12 protein-coding genes are annotated in these 16,753 nt (G+C 53.3%); 5 read left to right on the top strand and 7 right to left on the bottom strand.

Going from position 1 to position 16,753, the window contains the following annotated elements; genetic code table 11:
• Positions 1-305: 305 nt before the first annotated feature.
• The 3 genes from M5B99_RS28675 to M5B99_RS28665 all read right to left on the bottom strand — a co-directional run bounded on the left by M5B99_RS28675 (position 306) and on the right by M5B99_RS28665 (position 3,291).
• Entirely contained in the window at positions 306-707 is a 402-nt protein-coding gene (locus M5B99_RS28675; protein WP_248807307.1) for a hypothetical protein, read from the bottom strand.
• A gap of 657 nt (positions 708-1,364) precedes the next feature.
• Positions 1,365-2,630 carry an abortive infection family protein gene (locus tag M5B99_RS28670; RefSeq protein WP_248807306.1) on the bottom strand — a complete coding sequence of 422 codons (1,266 nt, stop codon included), beginning with the start codon at positions 2,628-2,630 and terminating at the stop codon, positions 1,365-1,367.
• A gap of 286 nt (positions 2,631-2,916) precedes the next feature.
• Positions 2,917-3,291, bottom strand: a complete 375-nt coding sequence (locus M5B99_RS28665; protein ID WP_248807305.1) for a hypothetical protein — start codon at positions 3,289-3,291, stop codon at positions 2,917-2,919.
• Between the two features lie 408 nt (positions 3,292-3,699).
• On the opposite strand from M5B99_RS28665, the gene M5B99_RS28660 reads away from it, so the two are divergent.
• Positions 3,700-5,406, top strand: a complete 1,707-nt coding sequence (locus M5B99_RS28660; protein WP_248807304.1) for a reverse transcriptase family protein — start codon at positions 3,700-3,702, stop codon at positions 5,404-5,406.
• A 354-nt stretch (positions 5,407-5,760) separates the two neighbouring features.
• Here M5B99_RS28660 and M5B99_RS28655 read toward each other — a convergent pair whose 3' ends face one another.
• Both M5B99_RS28655 and M5B99_RS28650 read right to left on the bottom strand, forming a co-directional pair.
• Entirely contained in the window at positions 5,761-7,200 is a 1,440-nt protein-coding gene (locus tag M5B99_RS28655; RefSeq protein ID WP_248807303.1) for a hypothetical protein, read from the bottom strand.
• Positions 7,200-12,233: an AAA domain-containing protein gene (locus M5B99_RS28650; RefSeq protein WP_248807302.1), complete on the bottom strand. Its 5,034-nt coding sequence runs from the start codon at positions 12,231-12,233 to the stop codon at positions 7,200-7,202. The genes M5B99_RS28655 and M5B99_RS28650 overlap by 1 nt, the downstream gene beginning before the upstream one ends.
• A 229-nt stretch (positions 12,234-12,462) precedes the next feature.
• Between M5B99_RS28650 and M5B99_RS28645 the strand changes: the two genes are divergently transcribed.
• Positions 12,463-12,858 carry a DUF6957 family protein gene (locus M5B99_RS28645; RefSeq protein ID WP_248807301.1) on the top strand — a complete coding sequence of 132 codons (396 nt, stop codon included), beginning with the start codon at positions 12,463-12,465 and terminating at the stop codon, positions 12,856-12,858.
• Positions 12,859-12,934: 76 nt separating this feature from the next.
• Here M5B99_RS28645 and M5B99_RS28640 read toward each other — a convergent pair whose 3' ends face one another.
• Positions 12,935-13,141 carry a hypothetical protein gene (locus M5B99_RS28640; RefSeq protein ID WP_248807300.1) on the bottom strand — a complete coding sequence of 69 codons (207 nt, stop codon included), beginning with the start codon at positions 13,139-13,141 and terminating at the stop codon, positions 12,935-12,937.
• 542 nt (positions 13,142-13,683) lie between these two features.
• On the opposite strand from M5B99_RS28640, the gene M5B99_RS28635 reads away from it, so the two are divergent.
• The 3 genes from M5B99_RS28635 to M5B99_RS28625 are packed head-to-tail and all read left to right on the top strand — an operon-like array spanning position 13,684 to position 15,612.
• On the top strand, positions 13,684-14,514 hold the full coding sequence (locus tag M5B99_RS28635; protein WP_248807299.1) for a TIGR04255 family protein: 831 nt from the start codon (positions 13,684-13,686) through the stop codon (positions 14,512-14,514).
• Positions 14,511-15,140, top strand: coding sequence for a hypothetical protein (locus tag M5B99_RS28630; RefSeq protein ID WP_248807298.1), 630 nt, complete (start codon positions 14,511-14,513; stop codon positions 15,138-15,140). The genes M5B99_RS28635 and M5B99_RS28630 overlap by 4 nt, the downstream gene beginning before the upstream one ends.
• 4 nt (positions 15,141-15,144) lie before the next feature.
• Entirely contained in the window at positions 15,145-15,612 is a 468-nt protein-coding gene (locus M5B99_RS28625; RefSeq protein ID WP_248807297.1) for a hypothetical protein, read from the top strand.
• Between the two features lie 185 nt (positions 15,613-15,797).
• Here the strand turns inward: M5B99_RS28625 and M5B99_RS28620 are convergent.
• Positions 15,798-16,753, bottom strand: a 956-nt coding sequence (locus M5B99_RS28620) for a TnsD family Tn7-like transposition protein (RefSeq protein ID WP_248807296.1), incomplete at its 5' end; no start/stop codon positions are given.

The following is a 16,753-nucleotide window of genomic DNA, read 5'->3' as shown; positions in this document are numbered from 1 at the left end:
TTTCAGGCGGCTTTTTTACCGATGGTCGTAGACAATAAAGTCAGTCTCGCCGGCCAGCGTGGCTTGGGGTCTGTAGCCTGCCAGGTTGTGTTTTAAAGTCTGTCTCACTGCGCCGCCTGAGGGGCTTTGCGCTTCTGAAAAACATTAAAGTCTGTCTCAGCTGGCGCATGAGGTAGCCGACCGTCTCCGGCAGCGGAAGCTGCCCGGCTGCCGGTCGCGGCAATTCCTCGTCTCCAATTCCACCAATATCCACCGGTCGTTCGGGGAAGCCGCGAAAACGCTCGGTGACAACCGGGGGTTACTGGCTAAGGTTCGTAGTCTTCAGGCGGCTCGAAAGCCGCGTCATAGCGGCCCTTGATCCAAGGTTGGACAATTTTGTCCTGAAGCTCGCGAACATAGGCCTGGAACTTCGGGTGCTCGTGTGCATTCGGCCCGAAGACATCAAGCATGAGGTAGCAGTTGGTGAGTGCGTCGTAGGCGTACAGCAGCCAGAGATCGTGCTCACCTTCCGAAACCTTCACCTTCCGATAGAAAGGATCAGAAATTTTCTCCCAGCGTTGGAGAGCCACAGGGGAGTCGGTGAGTTGAACCTTGCCAAGAGGTTTCTGATAGAGCGTAGCGTCCCGTCCCCAGTAGGCGGGGTGGTCGCCGCAGACCTTGAAGTTGTAGAAGTCGACAAAGAGCTCATACCAGGTAGGGAGCTCCATGAATTCGGGCGTTACGAAAATCCTTGCGTACTGCACACACCCTCACTTAGAGAGATGGCTCCTGCCATTCCCGGCGAACTACTGGATGTGCCTTCTGCGACCGGGGGGAGCGCTGAAGCTTCCCGGTTTCGACGAAGCGCTGGAAGTGCGAATCGCCAACGCGGGCGGCCTCCGAAACCAAGGCAACAGGATCGAGTGTGTCCTTGTGTACACGGCGTTTTGGTTTCTGCTGGTCCGAGGCAGACGAGTTGCTATATACAAGCATCTGAATCCCTCCTGAGGGGTTGTGACCTTATCGTAAGGCTAACCCATGATTTGAGCAACGGCAGACTGATGGCTGGCAGCTTAGAGCGGGCCACCTCAGATCGCCATCCGTTGTGCGTCTACTTGTAGCCGCATAGCGTTTCCCAATCGCCGGGGTGACCTTGGGCGAAGCCACTGATCAGTTGAGGCCGCCTCCAGGTTCAAGTGGGGTACCCGAGCCAGAGTACACACCGATGAAATCTGGATGTTACCCATGCGCGACAGACTTAATTGAGCATCTATGCTCGTCTCATCGGACAAGATCTCGTCATGAGTCCGGTGGTGCAGCATAGGGTCAGCCCAGGTCCAAAACACGTCGCGAAACCGTAAAAGCCTGGCAGTTAGCCAAGCGCTTCAACTCTGCGGCTCCGAAGCTTCTCGGTATCGATGCGTTTCTGATACGAAATCGATAAATGTCACCGCTGCGGCAACCGCAAGTCGAGCATGCCTAGGCTGCAACCCGCGATGTTGGCCGTCCTTACCATGTCCAGTACCGTACAACCCTCGCAGTTGCGTGAGATTACTGGTCAACTGAGTGAGGTTGCGGAGAATATTCTTGATGTTTTCAGCGCCCTTAGCTGCTTCACTGACTCCGTCGGGAACCAGTTGCAATGCTTTGGTAACCTTCTTCGTCAGATTGCCTAAGTCATCGGCCTTGGTGAACTGAATTTCTCGTTTCGTGAGAATGGACTTGCAGCAGCTTTCCACCAGTTCTTTGGCTGTCCCAATCGCCAACTCAGGGTCTGAATCGACGGCATATTCCAGACGCTCAATTTGCTTCGCCATCCATCCAGCGTTCAACGCCTCGACAACTACTCTCGCTCGCATGACCGACCTGGCTGCGTTCGATTCTGTCGAAGCGCTGCTTATAAGCCGGTAGGAAAAGCGTGGGCGGCCGGCGATTTGCTGCTCTTGGTACAACTCCCAACCTGTGCTCTGGAGTTGATCGTTGAAATGCTCAACAAGCTTAATCGCTTCTTCCCGCTGAGGGCGAACTACGGGGTGCACCGTTTCGCAGAGAAATCGGAGAAATGTCTCTGCACTCCCATCGAAGAGGTTGAATCGAGAGTCGCTGAAGATCCAGTCATCGTCCCAGTCATCGTTGTTATAGCGATGCTGCCAAATGTCGCCAGCGGCGTCTTTGTAGCGACTGTCGCTGGAAGGAAGGCTTTCAAGCTCATACAGCCGACTCAGAAATTCAACATCATTAAGCTCACCAAACCACTTCACGTTCTCTAGACGTAGGCCGTCCGTGATGTTTTGCCGCACCGATTTCGGCAGGTTGGAAGACCTCCCGGAACGCCAATCCGCATGGAATTCACGTGCAGGAATGATAAGCGCCGAGTACGCGTCGTTTTGCTCGTGCTCGGTTACCGTCCTCAGCGCGGTTGTGATCCTTTCTTGGAGTTGGGCGCGTTTGACCCCGAGCTTAGCGTACTCCAACGCAGGAATGATGAAGTGGATATCCCAATAATTGGTTCCGCCATTCCAGTTGTCGTTACCCGTCAGTTCCGCATTCGCAGGATGACCGCGGACTACCTCAGCCGCCTCATCAGCACCCTCTGCACGCAGGACCGTATACACCGTCGCTAAAAGCGGCTCAATTTCGGTTTGCTTCATACGGTCCCCAATTTAGATAACTTAGAGTCATCATAGCTAGCAGGTGATGCGCGGCCACCTAGGATTGCCTATGGCTCGTTCAGGCTTGCTGATAGATGACTCGCAGTTTGAGTATTCTGTCACAGCTGGCTCCGAGACTTTGTTGGCACATAACCATCACTACACCCAAGCCAACAATGGCACCAATGCCTGGATCGCGCTGAACCCGCTTGCCCGCTAGTTACCGGCGGACTGCGGTTGTGGCGGCAACAAGCCTCGACGGATCGGGGCTTTGGCGCTCGGCGCGTCAGCCCGCCGAAGCCGCAACGGTTCGTGATCTATTGGTGTAGAGAAAGTGATTGGCCCGCCCACGCGACACCCATACCCGGATGGCGCGCTCCACCAGATTCCAAGTATCCGCCAGATTCAGGTCATTGAGCTCGGAATGAGACATGGTGGGAGCAAACCACCTTTCAGCTTCGACGGTGATCTCGAACTCGTTGTAATCGACATAAGGCTCCTCGCGCTTGCTGCGGCTCATCACCTGTTCGGCTTCGTGCCGTAGCTTCTCAGCCGTCCGACGCATGGTGCAATTGAGCACAACGATGTGATGTGACCTGAGCGCCATGACGAGCTGTTCGATATCCACGATCGCGTCGTCAATCACCAAGACCTGATGCATGCCGTGTTCCTTCGCAGGCTTTAGGGCTTTGATACCATCACCCACCCGATCTCACAAGGCCGCTGAATGCTTGAACAGGCCATTCGCAGATGGCGACAGGCACAAAGACAACGCCCTAGGACTGGCTCAGGGTAAAAACGCACCCTGATTTTGAGTACCACCTTGCCCCAGATTGATTAATCATGAATGACTATTTGTCCTCTGCCGCAGGCTATGTCTCGGAACGAGCAGCTTGCCTGATCTATCCTCTCTCGATAGTATTTAGCCGGGGCTCAGGACTCGCATTTCTGAGATGTATACGTCTCAGCTTGTAGCGCTTTTACCTTTGACGCTTCGCGTCGCGCCGCCGTGTACTTTGGCGGATGTTGGAGTCCTGAGTAACCCACCCCCCCCATTCAGGTTTTTGCAATGGACGCATCGCTACCTTTTGACCAGTTTCCTAAGATCAGCATTTCTTCGAATAAAGAATTAGCGGCCTTATTGGGCATTTCGGTGAACAAGCTCACTTATTATGCTTATTATCTTGATGAAGAAAGCAAATATAAAACCTTCAATATCTCTAAACGGAATGGCGGAGTAAGAGTCATTGAGGCCCCTGTGAAGGGTCTCAAAGACATACAAAAGAATATTGTAAAGCTAATCGAGCCTAATTATAAGGCGCGTAGTTGCGTTTTTGCCTATGTAAAAGGCAGGGGTATCGTTGAGCACGCCGCAGTTCACACCAACCAGCGATGGTTATTGCGATTTGACCTCAAAGATTTTTTCCATACTATCTCCGCAGTACGAGTAGCCGGTCTTTTTCGTCATCCTCCTTTCAGTTTTTCCAAAAATGTAGCGGAGACAATCGCTCGGCTTTGTACCAAGGCCGGCAGATTAACCCAGGGCGCCCCGACCAGTCCGATAATCAGTAATATTTTGTGTCGTGGCCTTGATTACAAACTGAAAGAGCTTGCCTCGCAGAATAAATGCTATTACACACGTTATTCCGACGATGTGTTCATCTCAAATAATGGTAGCTTATTTCCATCAGCCATCGCTGAGCGCGGTTCCAACGGGGTAGTGAAGCTCAGCGATGAAGTCCTTGAGATAATTGTGGGCGCTGGGTTTCAGCTGAACCAGGGTAAGACGATTTTACGCAACCGAGCTGAAAGGCAATTGGCTACCGGCGTGATTGTAAATCGTAAGCTCAATGTACCCAAGGAGTATATTAAGTCAGTCCGAGCAGCCCTTTATGCATGGGACAAATACGATTTAAAGCAAGCTGAAGAATATTGGCGCGAGCACATAGATGATCGCAACAGGTGGGGCGATGACTTGCCGAGGCTAAGCTGGGTAATTAGAGGAAAAATTAACCATATTGGCCACGTCAAGGGCTACAATGATCCGGTATTCTTGACCCTGGCCAAGAAGCTGCAGGCCCTTGACCCCACTTATCGTCTCGATGAAAGAAAGATTCTCCGGTCGCTTACTGATGAAATCCATGTATACACAGAAGGCATAACAGACTGTAAGCATCTTGAAACAGCGCTAAAGTCTTTCAAAGCTCGCGGCGAATTCACTAACCTTAACCTTACTTTCAGGAATACTCGTAAGCCTGGAAGCTCTGTGCTTAAAGCGCTTTGCGAGCATTTAAGTGAGGCGCCTCAAAAGTATCTTACAATTTGTATTTTTGACCGCGACGAGCGCCCAATCATCTCCGAAATGGGTGGGTCTCCTGGCAATTATCGCGATCATACCAACAACGTTTTCAGTCTCATCATTCCAGTACCAGATTTCAGAGACTCTGACATTATTTGTATCGAGCATCTCTACAAGGACTCACAACTATATCTTCACGACAATCAAGGCCGGCGATTGTACTCTAAGGAAGAGTTTGATTCGCTTGGTTGCTTCAAAGGCGAGGCACCTCTTTTCTGTCGACTGAACAAGCAGTCGCTAATATATGACGATAATGTGATCGACTTAGTAGAGAGACGAAATATTGCGCTTCCAAAAAATAAGTTTGCCGATTACATTGTGAGTGGTGCTCCGCCGTTCTCAAATATTGACTTCTCAGGGTTTCGCGGTGTTTTTTCCCAAATTGTTGAGATCGCTGGGTTCTATGGTAAGCGGTAACTATGTTTTAAGTGTCTACGTGCTAGATGTCAGCGGTTAGGTCGCGCAAGAGTCTGTGCACTGAAGCGTGGTCAGGTTGAGATTCCTAATGACTTTGCAGGCGTAGTCTGGACTGCGTAGACCATGGCACGAAAAACACCCTCTGTTGTACCTCCACAGCCTAAGCTGAGACTGACATCGCAAGAGATCGACCGTGGCCTTGCTCGGCTAAGCAAGGCTTGGAACCGCACCAGCACGTCTTGCGGAGGGTGTTCACTTTTGGTCAGCTGTGAAATGCTGCTTCCGAAAGTTTTCTTCTGCGCGTCGACTACAAGGAGGTTGCCTTCCTCCTCCCCCATCTGCGGTATGGCTTACTCAGGCGGCGGGTCGTTCGAAGCTACCGAGGTAACGCTGCGTATTACCGGTGACGTACTCGCTCATCGTGCGGTTTATCAGGTTTTCAATATTAAGGATCTTGGCAGCATCCTCCGTGATGAATCCGAATGGAATAGGCACCGGAGACAACGTCGGCAAAACCAAGTGGTAAATCACGACCGCGCATTTTCCGTGAATGATCATCGCCTCAAGCGGCGCCAGTTGCTCTGACTCAACAAAGCCGCACAGAAGCAATCTGGCATTGTTGCAGTCGCCTTTTGCGCGCTTGATCGCCGGCCAATCATCGCTGGCAGAAACTGGGATCAAAATCTTAGCGTCGAAAACCGGTTTTCCATCACTCCCGCTTCCCTTGCTTTTTGTTTTTGAGAGATCAGAAAATGCACTGCAAAGCTGAGCATGCCTGGCCGAGCGTCCCCAGAGTTCATGTGAGGCCGGAGCCAGCCAGGAGAGGCTAATCGGGGTGGCTTGCGTTTCACTCTGAAGCGCTTTCTGATATTTGCGCAGCACTGAGAAAACTCTATCCCAGTTTTGCTGCAACTGAAGAGCCCCAAAAAGTCGCAGCCCGGAAGATTCTCTAACCCGCGCAACGGCACTGGCGCTGTGGTACAGGGCAGAAAGGTCCATACCGCTTGAAGACACAAAGTCGTAGGCATCCGAATCTCCCAGGATGTCGGCGAGCTGAAGAACCTGATCAAGGTTTGCTCTACCCAGCATGCGGCTCAACTGCTCCGTACGCTGACGCATGTAGATCTCGTTTTCGCGCAGGCCTTCCTTCGCTACAAAGCGTACCTGCCGAGAGTCGGCATCAATGCTTACACGCTCTTCTATCTTCTCCCAGCCATCCCTTACTTTTTGAACGCCTGCGACCTTGTAGAGCTCCGGCGGCCCCGCATCCTGCGTCTGCCCGCCCAGGTGACCAGCGCGATAAATGTCGTAAATCTGACGCATGAACGCACCGACGGCCTTCGCACCGGACTCGGAAAGCGTATCGCTTGGCGCCTGCAACTCCAGGCAACGTTTGGAGTCGGCATCTCCAAGGCTTTTTCCAAGGCAAGTAAACGCCAGAAGCTCAAACACGAACATCTGCTCGCGCTCTTCCTTGCGCTTCACAATCGGTGACTCATGTTTTCCGGCAAACAAGCCACGGCCTTTATCGGTCAGCTCTATTCGTCCATCAGGGCGCGTTTTAAGCTCCCCCGTTTGTAGAAACGGTGTGATTGCAAAACTGAGCTCTTGAGCCGTAAACCCGAAATAATTGGCGATTTCAGCTGGCAGCAGCGCCGAAATCTTGAGCAGCCGCAGAAGAAATTCCGGTACGACTGGCAGCCCCCCCTTGTCCACAAGGGTGTACTCAATACGAAACTGTTGCGCAGGCACCACGACGTCCAGCTCGAATAGAACAACTGGGTTAAGCTCCATCAGACAACCCTCCTGGCCCGCGTCACTGGTTTGATGCAGTAGTTGATCGTATCCTGTTTCGTCTGGATAAAGCTGGCTACATGACCCAATGGAAGCCTCGCGTTCCTGCCGCTCCACATGCTCAAACTGCCTACGATGACCAACCGCTCCATTGCGCGTGACATCGCGACGTTGATACGATTTGGGGTCGCCAAAAAGCCAGGTGATTGATCCGCTTTGGCCCGAGTCAGGGAAACGATGATGATGTTGTTTTCTTTACCCTGATAACTGTCGACGGTCTCGATTTTTACCAGCTTGCGGAACTCCTCCGACCAGATTTTCTCGGCGAATCTCTTTCTTACTAGTTTTCGCTGATCGAGATACATGCAGATGACCCCGATTGGAGGCTCTTGCGACTCCGCCATCTCCATAGCCATGCCCGCGCAAAATTCGGTGTCCTCTGCGATTTCTTCCAGCAGCCGTATGATCGCATCCGCTTCAGCATTGTTAGACAGGCTCAGCGTGCCGCTGTCGTAGGCTTTCTTGCCTAACTCGCTGGTGTCGATCCAAGTGACAACATGGGACAGGCACTCAGGAACCTTTTGTGAAAAATAGGCAGGACTTGGTCTGTAGCCGTTCTCAAGGTCGATGTCATAGAAGATCTCGTTAACCAGATCGCCAATCGCAGGGAGCATTCGATATTGTGTATTAAGCGTCGCCCGAGCGGCACGCCCATACTGGGATTGGAACACTCGCTCAAAGTCGCTGCGCATGACCTGCTGGAATTCAGCTGAGCTGGTGGTAACGCCCAGGGAACGGGCAATGGCTGCCTTATGTTCTTCCTCATAAGTAGGACGCAGCTGGTTGTGGTCGCCGACCAGCAGAACCCGAGAGCCCACCTGCATGGCGATCGCTAATTCACTCGGCGCCGATCGAGCAGCCTCGTCGATGATGACCCAATCAAAATGGGTTTCTGCAAGCTTGAGATGTTGCAGCCCGATACCCACGCAGGTGCCGCAAACCAATGTCCTGGACCGCATCAGGAACTCATCATAATTGGCCCTGTTGCTCGACAGGCGCTCAACGTACTCATGAGAAAGTTGGATCAGGTCAAGGCAGTGCTTGAATTCCGGAGGCCGCACTCCATGAACCGTCTGGACGTGATCATAGATGCGCTCCAGCAATTCTTGGGGCCTGCTTTCGCCCTCACCCAGCTCACCAAGAAACAAGCTGGCATTTAGATTCAGCTCGCCCATCAGAGAGGACTTCAGCGCTTGCAAAGCCACTCGTTCTGTTCCGTCTCCCTGAGCGCGCAAAATTTCCTCGTCCAGCTTTTTCAACGATCGGACCAAGTGAAACACTCGCTGATTCACATCAACCATCGTCTGGACAAAAGGCTTACTCAAACCCAGCGACGAAGCCATGAAACCCACGCGCTCCTTAAGTTCAGCGCTAAACCCATTTCTCTGGCGGTCGACGATATTGCGAGAATAAACGTCCAGTAGCTCCTCGGAGACAACCTGGTCACGGTTACTGAAGCGCACAACGTTCAGCTCGGTGTCCAGTCGACGGCAGTGCGCGCGGATCCGTTCTGCTGCAGTATTGACAGCTTCATGAGACTGGCTGACAAGGAGGATATTTCGCACCCCGACCTTGCTGATCAGATAATGGATGAAGGCCGCGATAAACTCTGTCTTACCTGTCCCCGGAGGTCCCTGCAAAAGGCCCACTGGGCCTGTAGTGATAAGCTGCGTAAATGCGGCGCGCTGGGCCTCATTCAGTCCGATGACCGTGCCACTAGCTGTGGTGCGTTCGTATACTGCAAAGTCCGCATCGGTGGGTTCTTCAGCATACCCCCTTGGTGCCAGCTTGCATTTTTCGTCGAAGTAATCCATCAAATCTGGCAGCACTGACTGCCGGTTCAAAATCCGATCCATCGCACCACGACGACGCGTCATTGATGTCTTGTTTTGCCGGCTTTGGAGGAACAATTGAGAGTCAGCCTGCACGCGTTTCGAACGACTGGAGGCAAGCACGTAGACTGCATCACGCACGCTCATGCCTAGGTTGATCTCACCGATATCAATATCCTTCTCCCCGTCTCTGAGGATCAGTCGGATGTTGTCTCCCGCCTCAAAACCCTCAAGGGCCTTCGCATCTATGGCGTAGGGAATCAAAAGTCCTACGCCATCCTTGTGGAAGTGTGGTTCTTCGGAAACACGGAAAGAGGGCTGGGCCTCAAGTTCAGTAGAGGTGATGGTTTTCCATATCTGACTGACAGGGAAACTCCGCACTTTCACAGCTTCTAGCTGCGCCTCATCTATGGCCAGTCCGTTGTCCTCGTCCTCACCGGTAATCGAGTTCGCAACGCTTTCACCGTCCTCAATCGCCGCTTGCTTACGCACTTCCGCGTCATGCACCTGTGCGGCGAGGCTTAAAAATTCCTCGTCTTTGGCCAGAAGCTTGGTCAGCTCATAAACATTGACGCTGGTACCACCCGAAACACTGAACCGCGCCTCTATGTGGTGGTTTGCCTGACGCGCCAGATAGGCGGGAACTCGCATCTCCTGAACGGCCCTGAACGCATTTACAAACTGCTTGGAAGCGGGATTGAACTCAGTCAGTAACTGCCCGCCAACACCTGCGAACGTTACCTCCAGGGCTTTGGTGGGGGCTCTTTGGTCGGGCTTCACGACAACAGATACTTTCCCGTTGTCAGGCAGTATCTCAAATGCCTCGCCACTTCTGTTTCGTAGGACGACAGAGACGGTTTCAATCGTTTTTGCAGGAGTGAAAGCGGCTTCTAGAGCATCCTTGAAGCGCTCCAGGGAAAGAAAGCCGGATTCCGTGTCCATCTCGTGCGCGACAGCCGCTCTCAGGGCGGGAATATCCTTCTGCGAAGGCGCTTCCCAGTCCATGTCCAGGAGCTCAAACACCATTCGCATTACAGCAAAGTTGTCTCGCTCTGCTGGGGTGCAGTTTTCCAATACAGGGCTGTAGCGGGTGTTGATCGGTGACGCGCCTGAAGCCGAGAAATCCGGACAGTCGAGCAGGTAGACCTGAGTCTTTTCGGGAGCGGAACCGACATTGACTTTGACGTTGTGTGGATGCAGATCGCCGTGGCTCAATTGCTGGCCATGCAACCCGTCAACTGCCTCGATGAGCCCATGGGCGACGACAATACGGGTTTCAATCGACAACCCCTTCAGCTCATCCCAGTGCTCACCATCGACATGCTCCTGAGCCAGAAATGGGTTACCGCTGCGATCGTAACCAAAGTGTTCAATTTTTGGCAGAAAGGCGAAACCGCTGCCTTTCAGCTGCTCCAGGACTTCAAAGAAAGCCATCAACATCGGCCCTTGGCCATCCTTGGGGTCCCGGGCATTGATCGACGGCCATGATTTCACGACCAGGGGGCCGGATCGATAAATCAATTTCTCAGCTGTGTCGGCGATAGGGTCATCGTCCTCCCGGTAAGCGGAGCTCAGCCGTAGATCGGTAGAAAAAACGTCCAGCCGCCGGTTATCAAACTCAAAACTGGCAGAGTTGTCAGGCGTGGACTCGCTCAATGCCTGCTGAAATGCGCTGGCGTGATCGAATCGCTCCTTTGGATCATTCCGCAACGCTTGTACAAGTACCTTGGCAGGCCAATCTTCTGACGACTCAACCTGAGCTTGAACACCTGCAACGTAGGCGACGTCGAGCTTCAGAGGCATTGGACGGGCCTGAAGCAGATGCCAACCCATCAACCCGAGCGCGAAGACATCACGACGAAATGGCGTACTGCCTTCCATCGCAGTGTCCTGGTCTTCAGGGAGCGCGATAGCACCGATGCTCAGCAAGGTACGCAAATCGCCGAGAGTACCGACAGGCTGGTAATAGGCGCTGATGAAGTTGGAAAGAGCGATCGATGACGATGGAGAGAACCACACACTGTGGTCACCCAAATCACGGTGAGCAATGTTGAATCCGTGCAGTCCGGCAAATTGGGCCAGAAGGATTTTAAAAAGCTGGACGCGCTCAAGCGCAGTCATCCGCTCCACAAAGCGGTTGATGAACTCGTTTAGGCGGTAATGCCCGTCCGGCATTTCAAGCAATTCTGCATATTGCTCGGTGACACTGTCTGGGCTGGCATTACGCTTAGGACGAGCACAACGATGCATCAACTCCTGATCGCGCAGGCGGAGGTAGACCATGACATCTCTCTCGCGCGAGAGGATTCGGTACCGTCCTTCAGCCGTTCGAGCACGGGTGTCATCGAGCTTCGAAAAGTCCCAGAGCCGGACCATCGCATGGTCATCCTTGTTATGGATATTGACCGCGTCGTACTCTCGGTAGACTTCTGTAGGGTGTGTGAACACCGCTTGAGACTGCGCACGGTAGTCATCGACAACAAGCTCTTTGGGCTTAACCGTGCCTTCATTGATGATGTCATCGAAGAAGCCGAAATGCTCATTCAAGCCGATATTCGAGCGTGCGTTGAATCGGTCTTTAAACCGCTTAGGGTCGGCCATTTCCAGAAAGTCATCCAGCAGCATGACATGCTGCATCTCGACCTCAGGAAGATTCAAGGTGCATTTGCCGGTGAGCACAATGCAGAAGTCGATCCAGGGCTCTTTCCCATTAGGCAGTTGAGACTTTAGGCCCTTGATTCGTTTCCTCAGCTCAAAGGTTTTTCGACGGGTTTTGTCTACCGGCGAGACTTCTGTTTCCTTCCCGTCTTGATGCCATTTACCTCCGTGGTTGGTGATCTCACCGCGCCAGTGCTTAAGCTCTACAACAAGAACGAGGCTATGGGTGACGATGACAAGATCGAACTCGCCATCTGAGCCCCGCGAGTTCGCAAAACGAAAGCCGGCGTAGCCGCGCCAAGGCCATACGCCATTGCCTGCCTCAGGTTTCTTCAATTGTTTCAGAACGTCAAACGACTTCCCTTTCGTGGAGCCTGACCCAGGTTCCGGAGGGAGCTCTTTGGGCCCGAATGCTTTGGCCATCTTGTCGATAGCGTCGATCTCAAAAGAAAGGAGACCTCCTTCCCAATAGCGTACATCCATGTGATCCCCGCAACATTTTTACAATGGAGTCAATCTGCCATACGCTAAGCGAAATGGTGGCGTATTGAAATGTAATATCGGGGGATTTAGCGATCTGGGTGCGCATTCCACGCCATCCGGCCACTCAGCCCACCAACATCCGGCCACCTATTCCACACTCATCCGGCCGGGCAGTCGGAGCGCAGCGGTGCAGGTTTGCCATTCATTTCTTGGGGAGGACATACCGCAAATGAACCTCGCACGCCTTGCGCAACTCGTCGGCGGACAAGGGGAGACAGTGAAAGGCTGCGATCTGTCAGCCGATGAGGCTGCCACCCTGGTGCTAGGCAGATTTCCGCAGCACTCATTTTGTCTGGTGCAAGACTGGACGATACTCGATCTGGAAACCACCGATGAGGAGCTTGAAGCACTTCATTCCCGTAGCTTGGAGCCGGTGTTGATCTACGCGCTTCGCGTTGTGCATGACAGTCGTGGGCGCTTCAACCCTGGGGACTGGTTACGTAGCTCATTTCAATTGAGCTATGAAGAGCCGGGTTTTTTCCTCACCAAGAACACGGTGTATGTTCTCCTCGGCAAGGGCACACGGCAGAAAATCACCGTTCAGGACCTCATAAACCTGCAATGAACGAGGCCGCCTTTCCCAGAGTCTCGCCGTCCGTATGCGTCGACGCGTAGCTCCCAGCGGCACGATGGTGGAGATACTACTGGAGCATCTCTTCGCCGATGCCTAGGCCATGATGTATGAAGGCTGTAACCGCAGCGTAGTGGAACTCCGCCTTCAGGTGGAGGCTTTCGAGTTCATCCGCAGAAACATGCCCTTTGGCCTCCTCATAGGACTTGAATGACAAGCTCGCCTGCTCGCAGAGCTTGAGCTGCTCAGAAATGAGGTCAGCATCGATGCGATTCATAAGGCGCTCCAGTACTGAAATTCAGGACGATAGTGTAGTCCGAAAACCTCCAGTTAGAGGGCTGCGTCCAATCTGAAACGCTAGGCCCCGGCAGCCTGGTCTGGTCAACCGCGATTTGCTAGAGAAGCCAGCCGCTACTGGTACACCCCCAAGCGAACGCGTTCCAGGTAGTCCACCACGACCTTGAAACCAACCGAGGTATCAAGCATCTCTCACTCCTCGCTTTCCAAATCTTCGCTTTGAAGATTCCCCGATTGAAACCAAATCTCTTGAAATGAGGAATCAAATAGGGGGGGTTGTCATAGGCATTTTGAGCAGCTAGGCTCTGGCCAACGGCCCCTCAGGTGGCCGTTTGGCCAGAGCCTGACGGGAAATTCTCCCCTTGAATGTCGTCGGATCTGCCACACTACAGACGAGGAAGTCAGCCAAATGGAAATCGACGCGCAGCAAGGCTTAACGCCTAGCCCACATCCTTCTCGATTGCCTTTGGCCAGCGTTCCACAATGCTCGGAATTCGGAGCTTCCTACCCATGAGTACAGGCATGTTCAAGCCGGTTCACGGTGCGCACGCCGTGGTTGAAACAGTGTTTTTCTTCGAGTTTGCAGCTCCGATTCTATCGGACGAGGCAATCGAGGAACACCTGCCGGCCGCTTATGCCGATATCCTTGCTCGCGTTGATAAGACAGGCTCGATTGAGGTGAGCTTCGATGCAGCTACTCGTCTTTCGAGTCAGCGCGAGATCTTCACGTACACGTTTTCCAACGGAGGCGATGAAGAATCCGAGGCTCCTGAATGGGCTGTGCGCATTACCGATGGGGTTCAGATTTCCATTCATTGCACTGCCTACACCCGGTGGGATGCCGTGTCGAAACAGGCCTTCCAATTCCTGGATAAGCTGGCAATGCACGCCCAGGCCGCGCTTGATTTAAGGTCATTAGGCTTCAAGGTTGTAGATCAGTTCCGGTATGAGCCGTCTGAAGGTCCTTATGACCTACGCCTGCTCTGCAACCCGAGCAGCAGCTACCTGTCCCGCAAAAGCTTTGAGTCCGGTGACCGCTGGCACAACAATTCCGGCTGGTTCTGGGGGCACCCCAATGGGAAACAGATCCTGAATCACCTGAATGTGAATTCATCAGCCGTGGCGGTTCAATACAAAGCTCCCCACACCTACGTGACCATCGATCATGTCCAGGTACTGCGACGAGAGGAAGACAGGGATGCGTTGCTCAGTTCGGTTGACGCAGACCAGTTCTCTCGTGTGGTCCATGAGTTCTTTGAACCGCTTCACGATCAGAACAAGCTGGTGATCAACGACCTGTTGACTGAGGAAGCTTGCCGTCGTCTCAGCCTGGTCGTAGGAGGGAAGCAATGAACGCGACGATGCTCAGCAATCCGTTTGCGAACGCTCAAGAAACCACTACTGGCGGTGGTAAATGGCTGCCGCCTGTAAAGGAAAAGGGTAAGAGCAAAATCATCTATGCGAAGGCCGGCACGGTTCAAAGAACGGTCAAAAGCACGGATTGTTTTTCCGCCTCGTACACTTGGACCTCGCGAATATTCGTGGCCGGGAGCCACGTGCAGGGAACGCTGCGCGGACAAGCGAGAGATACTCAGTTCCCGCTTTACGACTTCCGCCCGGCTCTGACCCTCAAAAACAGTCTCTTATCGAAGATTCGCGGCCTACTCGACTTGGAACCAGGATGGGATGGCTACACCGCGAAAGTCCCTGACGGCGCGGCTATCGATGAGGCAGAGCAATTTTCGAGCAATGTGCTGCCATCCGATGAGTTTCAATTTCCCACAGTGACGGCAGCAGCAGATGGCGAGGTTAACTTCTCCTGGAAGAATGCTCTCGGCTATATTGATCTGGGCTTCTACGGTGACGGAAGCTACTCCTACTATGCCAAGACAGCAGTAGGCCAGGAGTTCATGAGTGATGGATCTTCTCTTACTGAGCACCTTCCAGAGCAGGTTTTGAAGATTATCCGGGGAAACTGAGTTCATGGATGTGCCGCCACTGTCCGACGACGAGAGCTTGGTCAGAGCATTTTTTTGCCCAGAACAGCACGATGGCCAGGTATTTCTGGCCACTGCTGTGAGTCTCGATGATCTGAAAGACCGAGGGTTCAGTGTTGATCGCCCGACGCTGACGCCGCTGTCTGTGCTGACGCATCGAGTAGATAACCAGCGTGCAAAAAATCCTGAAAAGCGGGAGTTTCCCAAATACTCGCAGCTTTTCTATTCCAAGCTCAAAGAGGACAGGAACGCTGAAGGGCAACACTACTTCGAGATCCAGCCATCACCCGTCTCGGAGTCGGTGGACATGCCGAGCAATCCTGGCCACGCGTCGATTTACAGTGCTGACAAAAGTCTGGGTAATGGCGGCCTTCGCAAGGTCAGGACAGCCCTGATTGAGCACTTGAACAACGTCGTGGAGCTTGAGAACATCCCCTACATTCGCGAGGAGTGATCAACCGCTTCAAATAGTGAGTTAATCCCGCCTCGGCTCACTGGATAACTCAAGTTCACTACCTCATTCCCAAACATCCGAGCAACTCCGACAGCACTGCCTATCAACATGATCTCTCTATCGCCCCCCATGCTCACGCCCTCAAGGTTTACATGGATCACGGTGGCAGGGCGATCAGTAAGGCCCTATCGTTTGGACAGCAGCTTCATGTAGGCCCGAGTCCGCGGATATCGATCCCGCCGCTCCAGACGCTGAGCAAGGCGTGGGAGCAAGGAGAAAATCTGCGACTGCTTGAGACACAGGTTCTGATCCGATCCGAACCTCCGAATAATCTCAGCTTCCAGCTCACGTTGCAGCCCATCGTCCCTACTCTCCCAATCGACTCGCGGATTACGGTTTCTAGCAGGTTTGGACATTTGACTCGCCTGCGCATTCAACCACTCTCTGTCGTTACGGTGCAGCCAGCTGTAAAGCGATTGGCATTCGCGGCGAAGCTCAGTGAGAGAATGCGATGGGAACCGCAACTGAAGCTCAGTCCATCGTAAGCGATGACCAACCTGATCGAGAGCCATCCGTTGTGCCGCCCAGGACGCTTGTACGTCACGCTCGGCACGGAGCAGCTTGTTCACCGTGGATATGGTGAGTTGAAACTCCCGGCAAATGTCATCCTTTGCCGTCCCTTCAGCAAGGCGATTTAGTAAAAGTGCCCTGAGTTCAGGCTTGAGACGCTTCGGCCGAGCATGACCTTTTCTGTTTGGCGGTGGTGCTGAAACGTCAGGTATTGGGGGTGACGCCGGAAGTGCCGAGGGCGCTATCCGCTGAGCGCAACCGACATCGTGGCACAGAGCAAAGGACGAAAACTCGCCGAATAGCCAGGTAATCATCATCAGGTGTTTGAGTGGATGAATGTGTCGGCGTGGTGACCGCACCATTTGACTGATGAAGCTGTTGGCGGCGGCCTCAGTGGATGGTAGCTCTCCATACGGATGAAACCTTCGCAAAGGGCTGATATGCGTCAACAGGCTCTGTGCCGCGCTTTCTGTTGGTAGCCACTTCCGGTAGAGCCGGGCGACCACTACTGGATCAAAGTGCTTGGCCAGGCCTATAGACCCCAAATCGCGACACGCGGAGGCCAGTTGGG

The organism is Pseudomonas sp. MWU13-2100, from assembly GCF_023242365.1.
Taxonomy (GTDB): domain Bacteria; phylum Pseudomonadota; class Gammaproteobacteria; order Pseudomonadales; family Pseudomonadaceae; genus Aquipseudomonas.
Note: the sequence above shows the minus strand (reverse complement) of the source record. Positions and strands in the feature narration are given on the sequence as shown.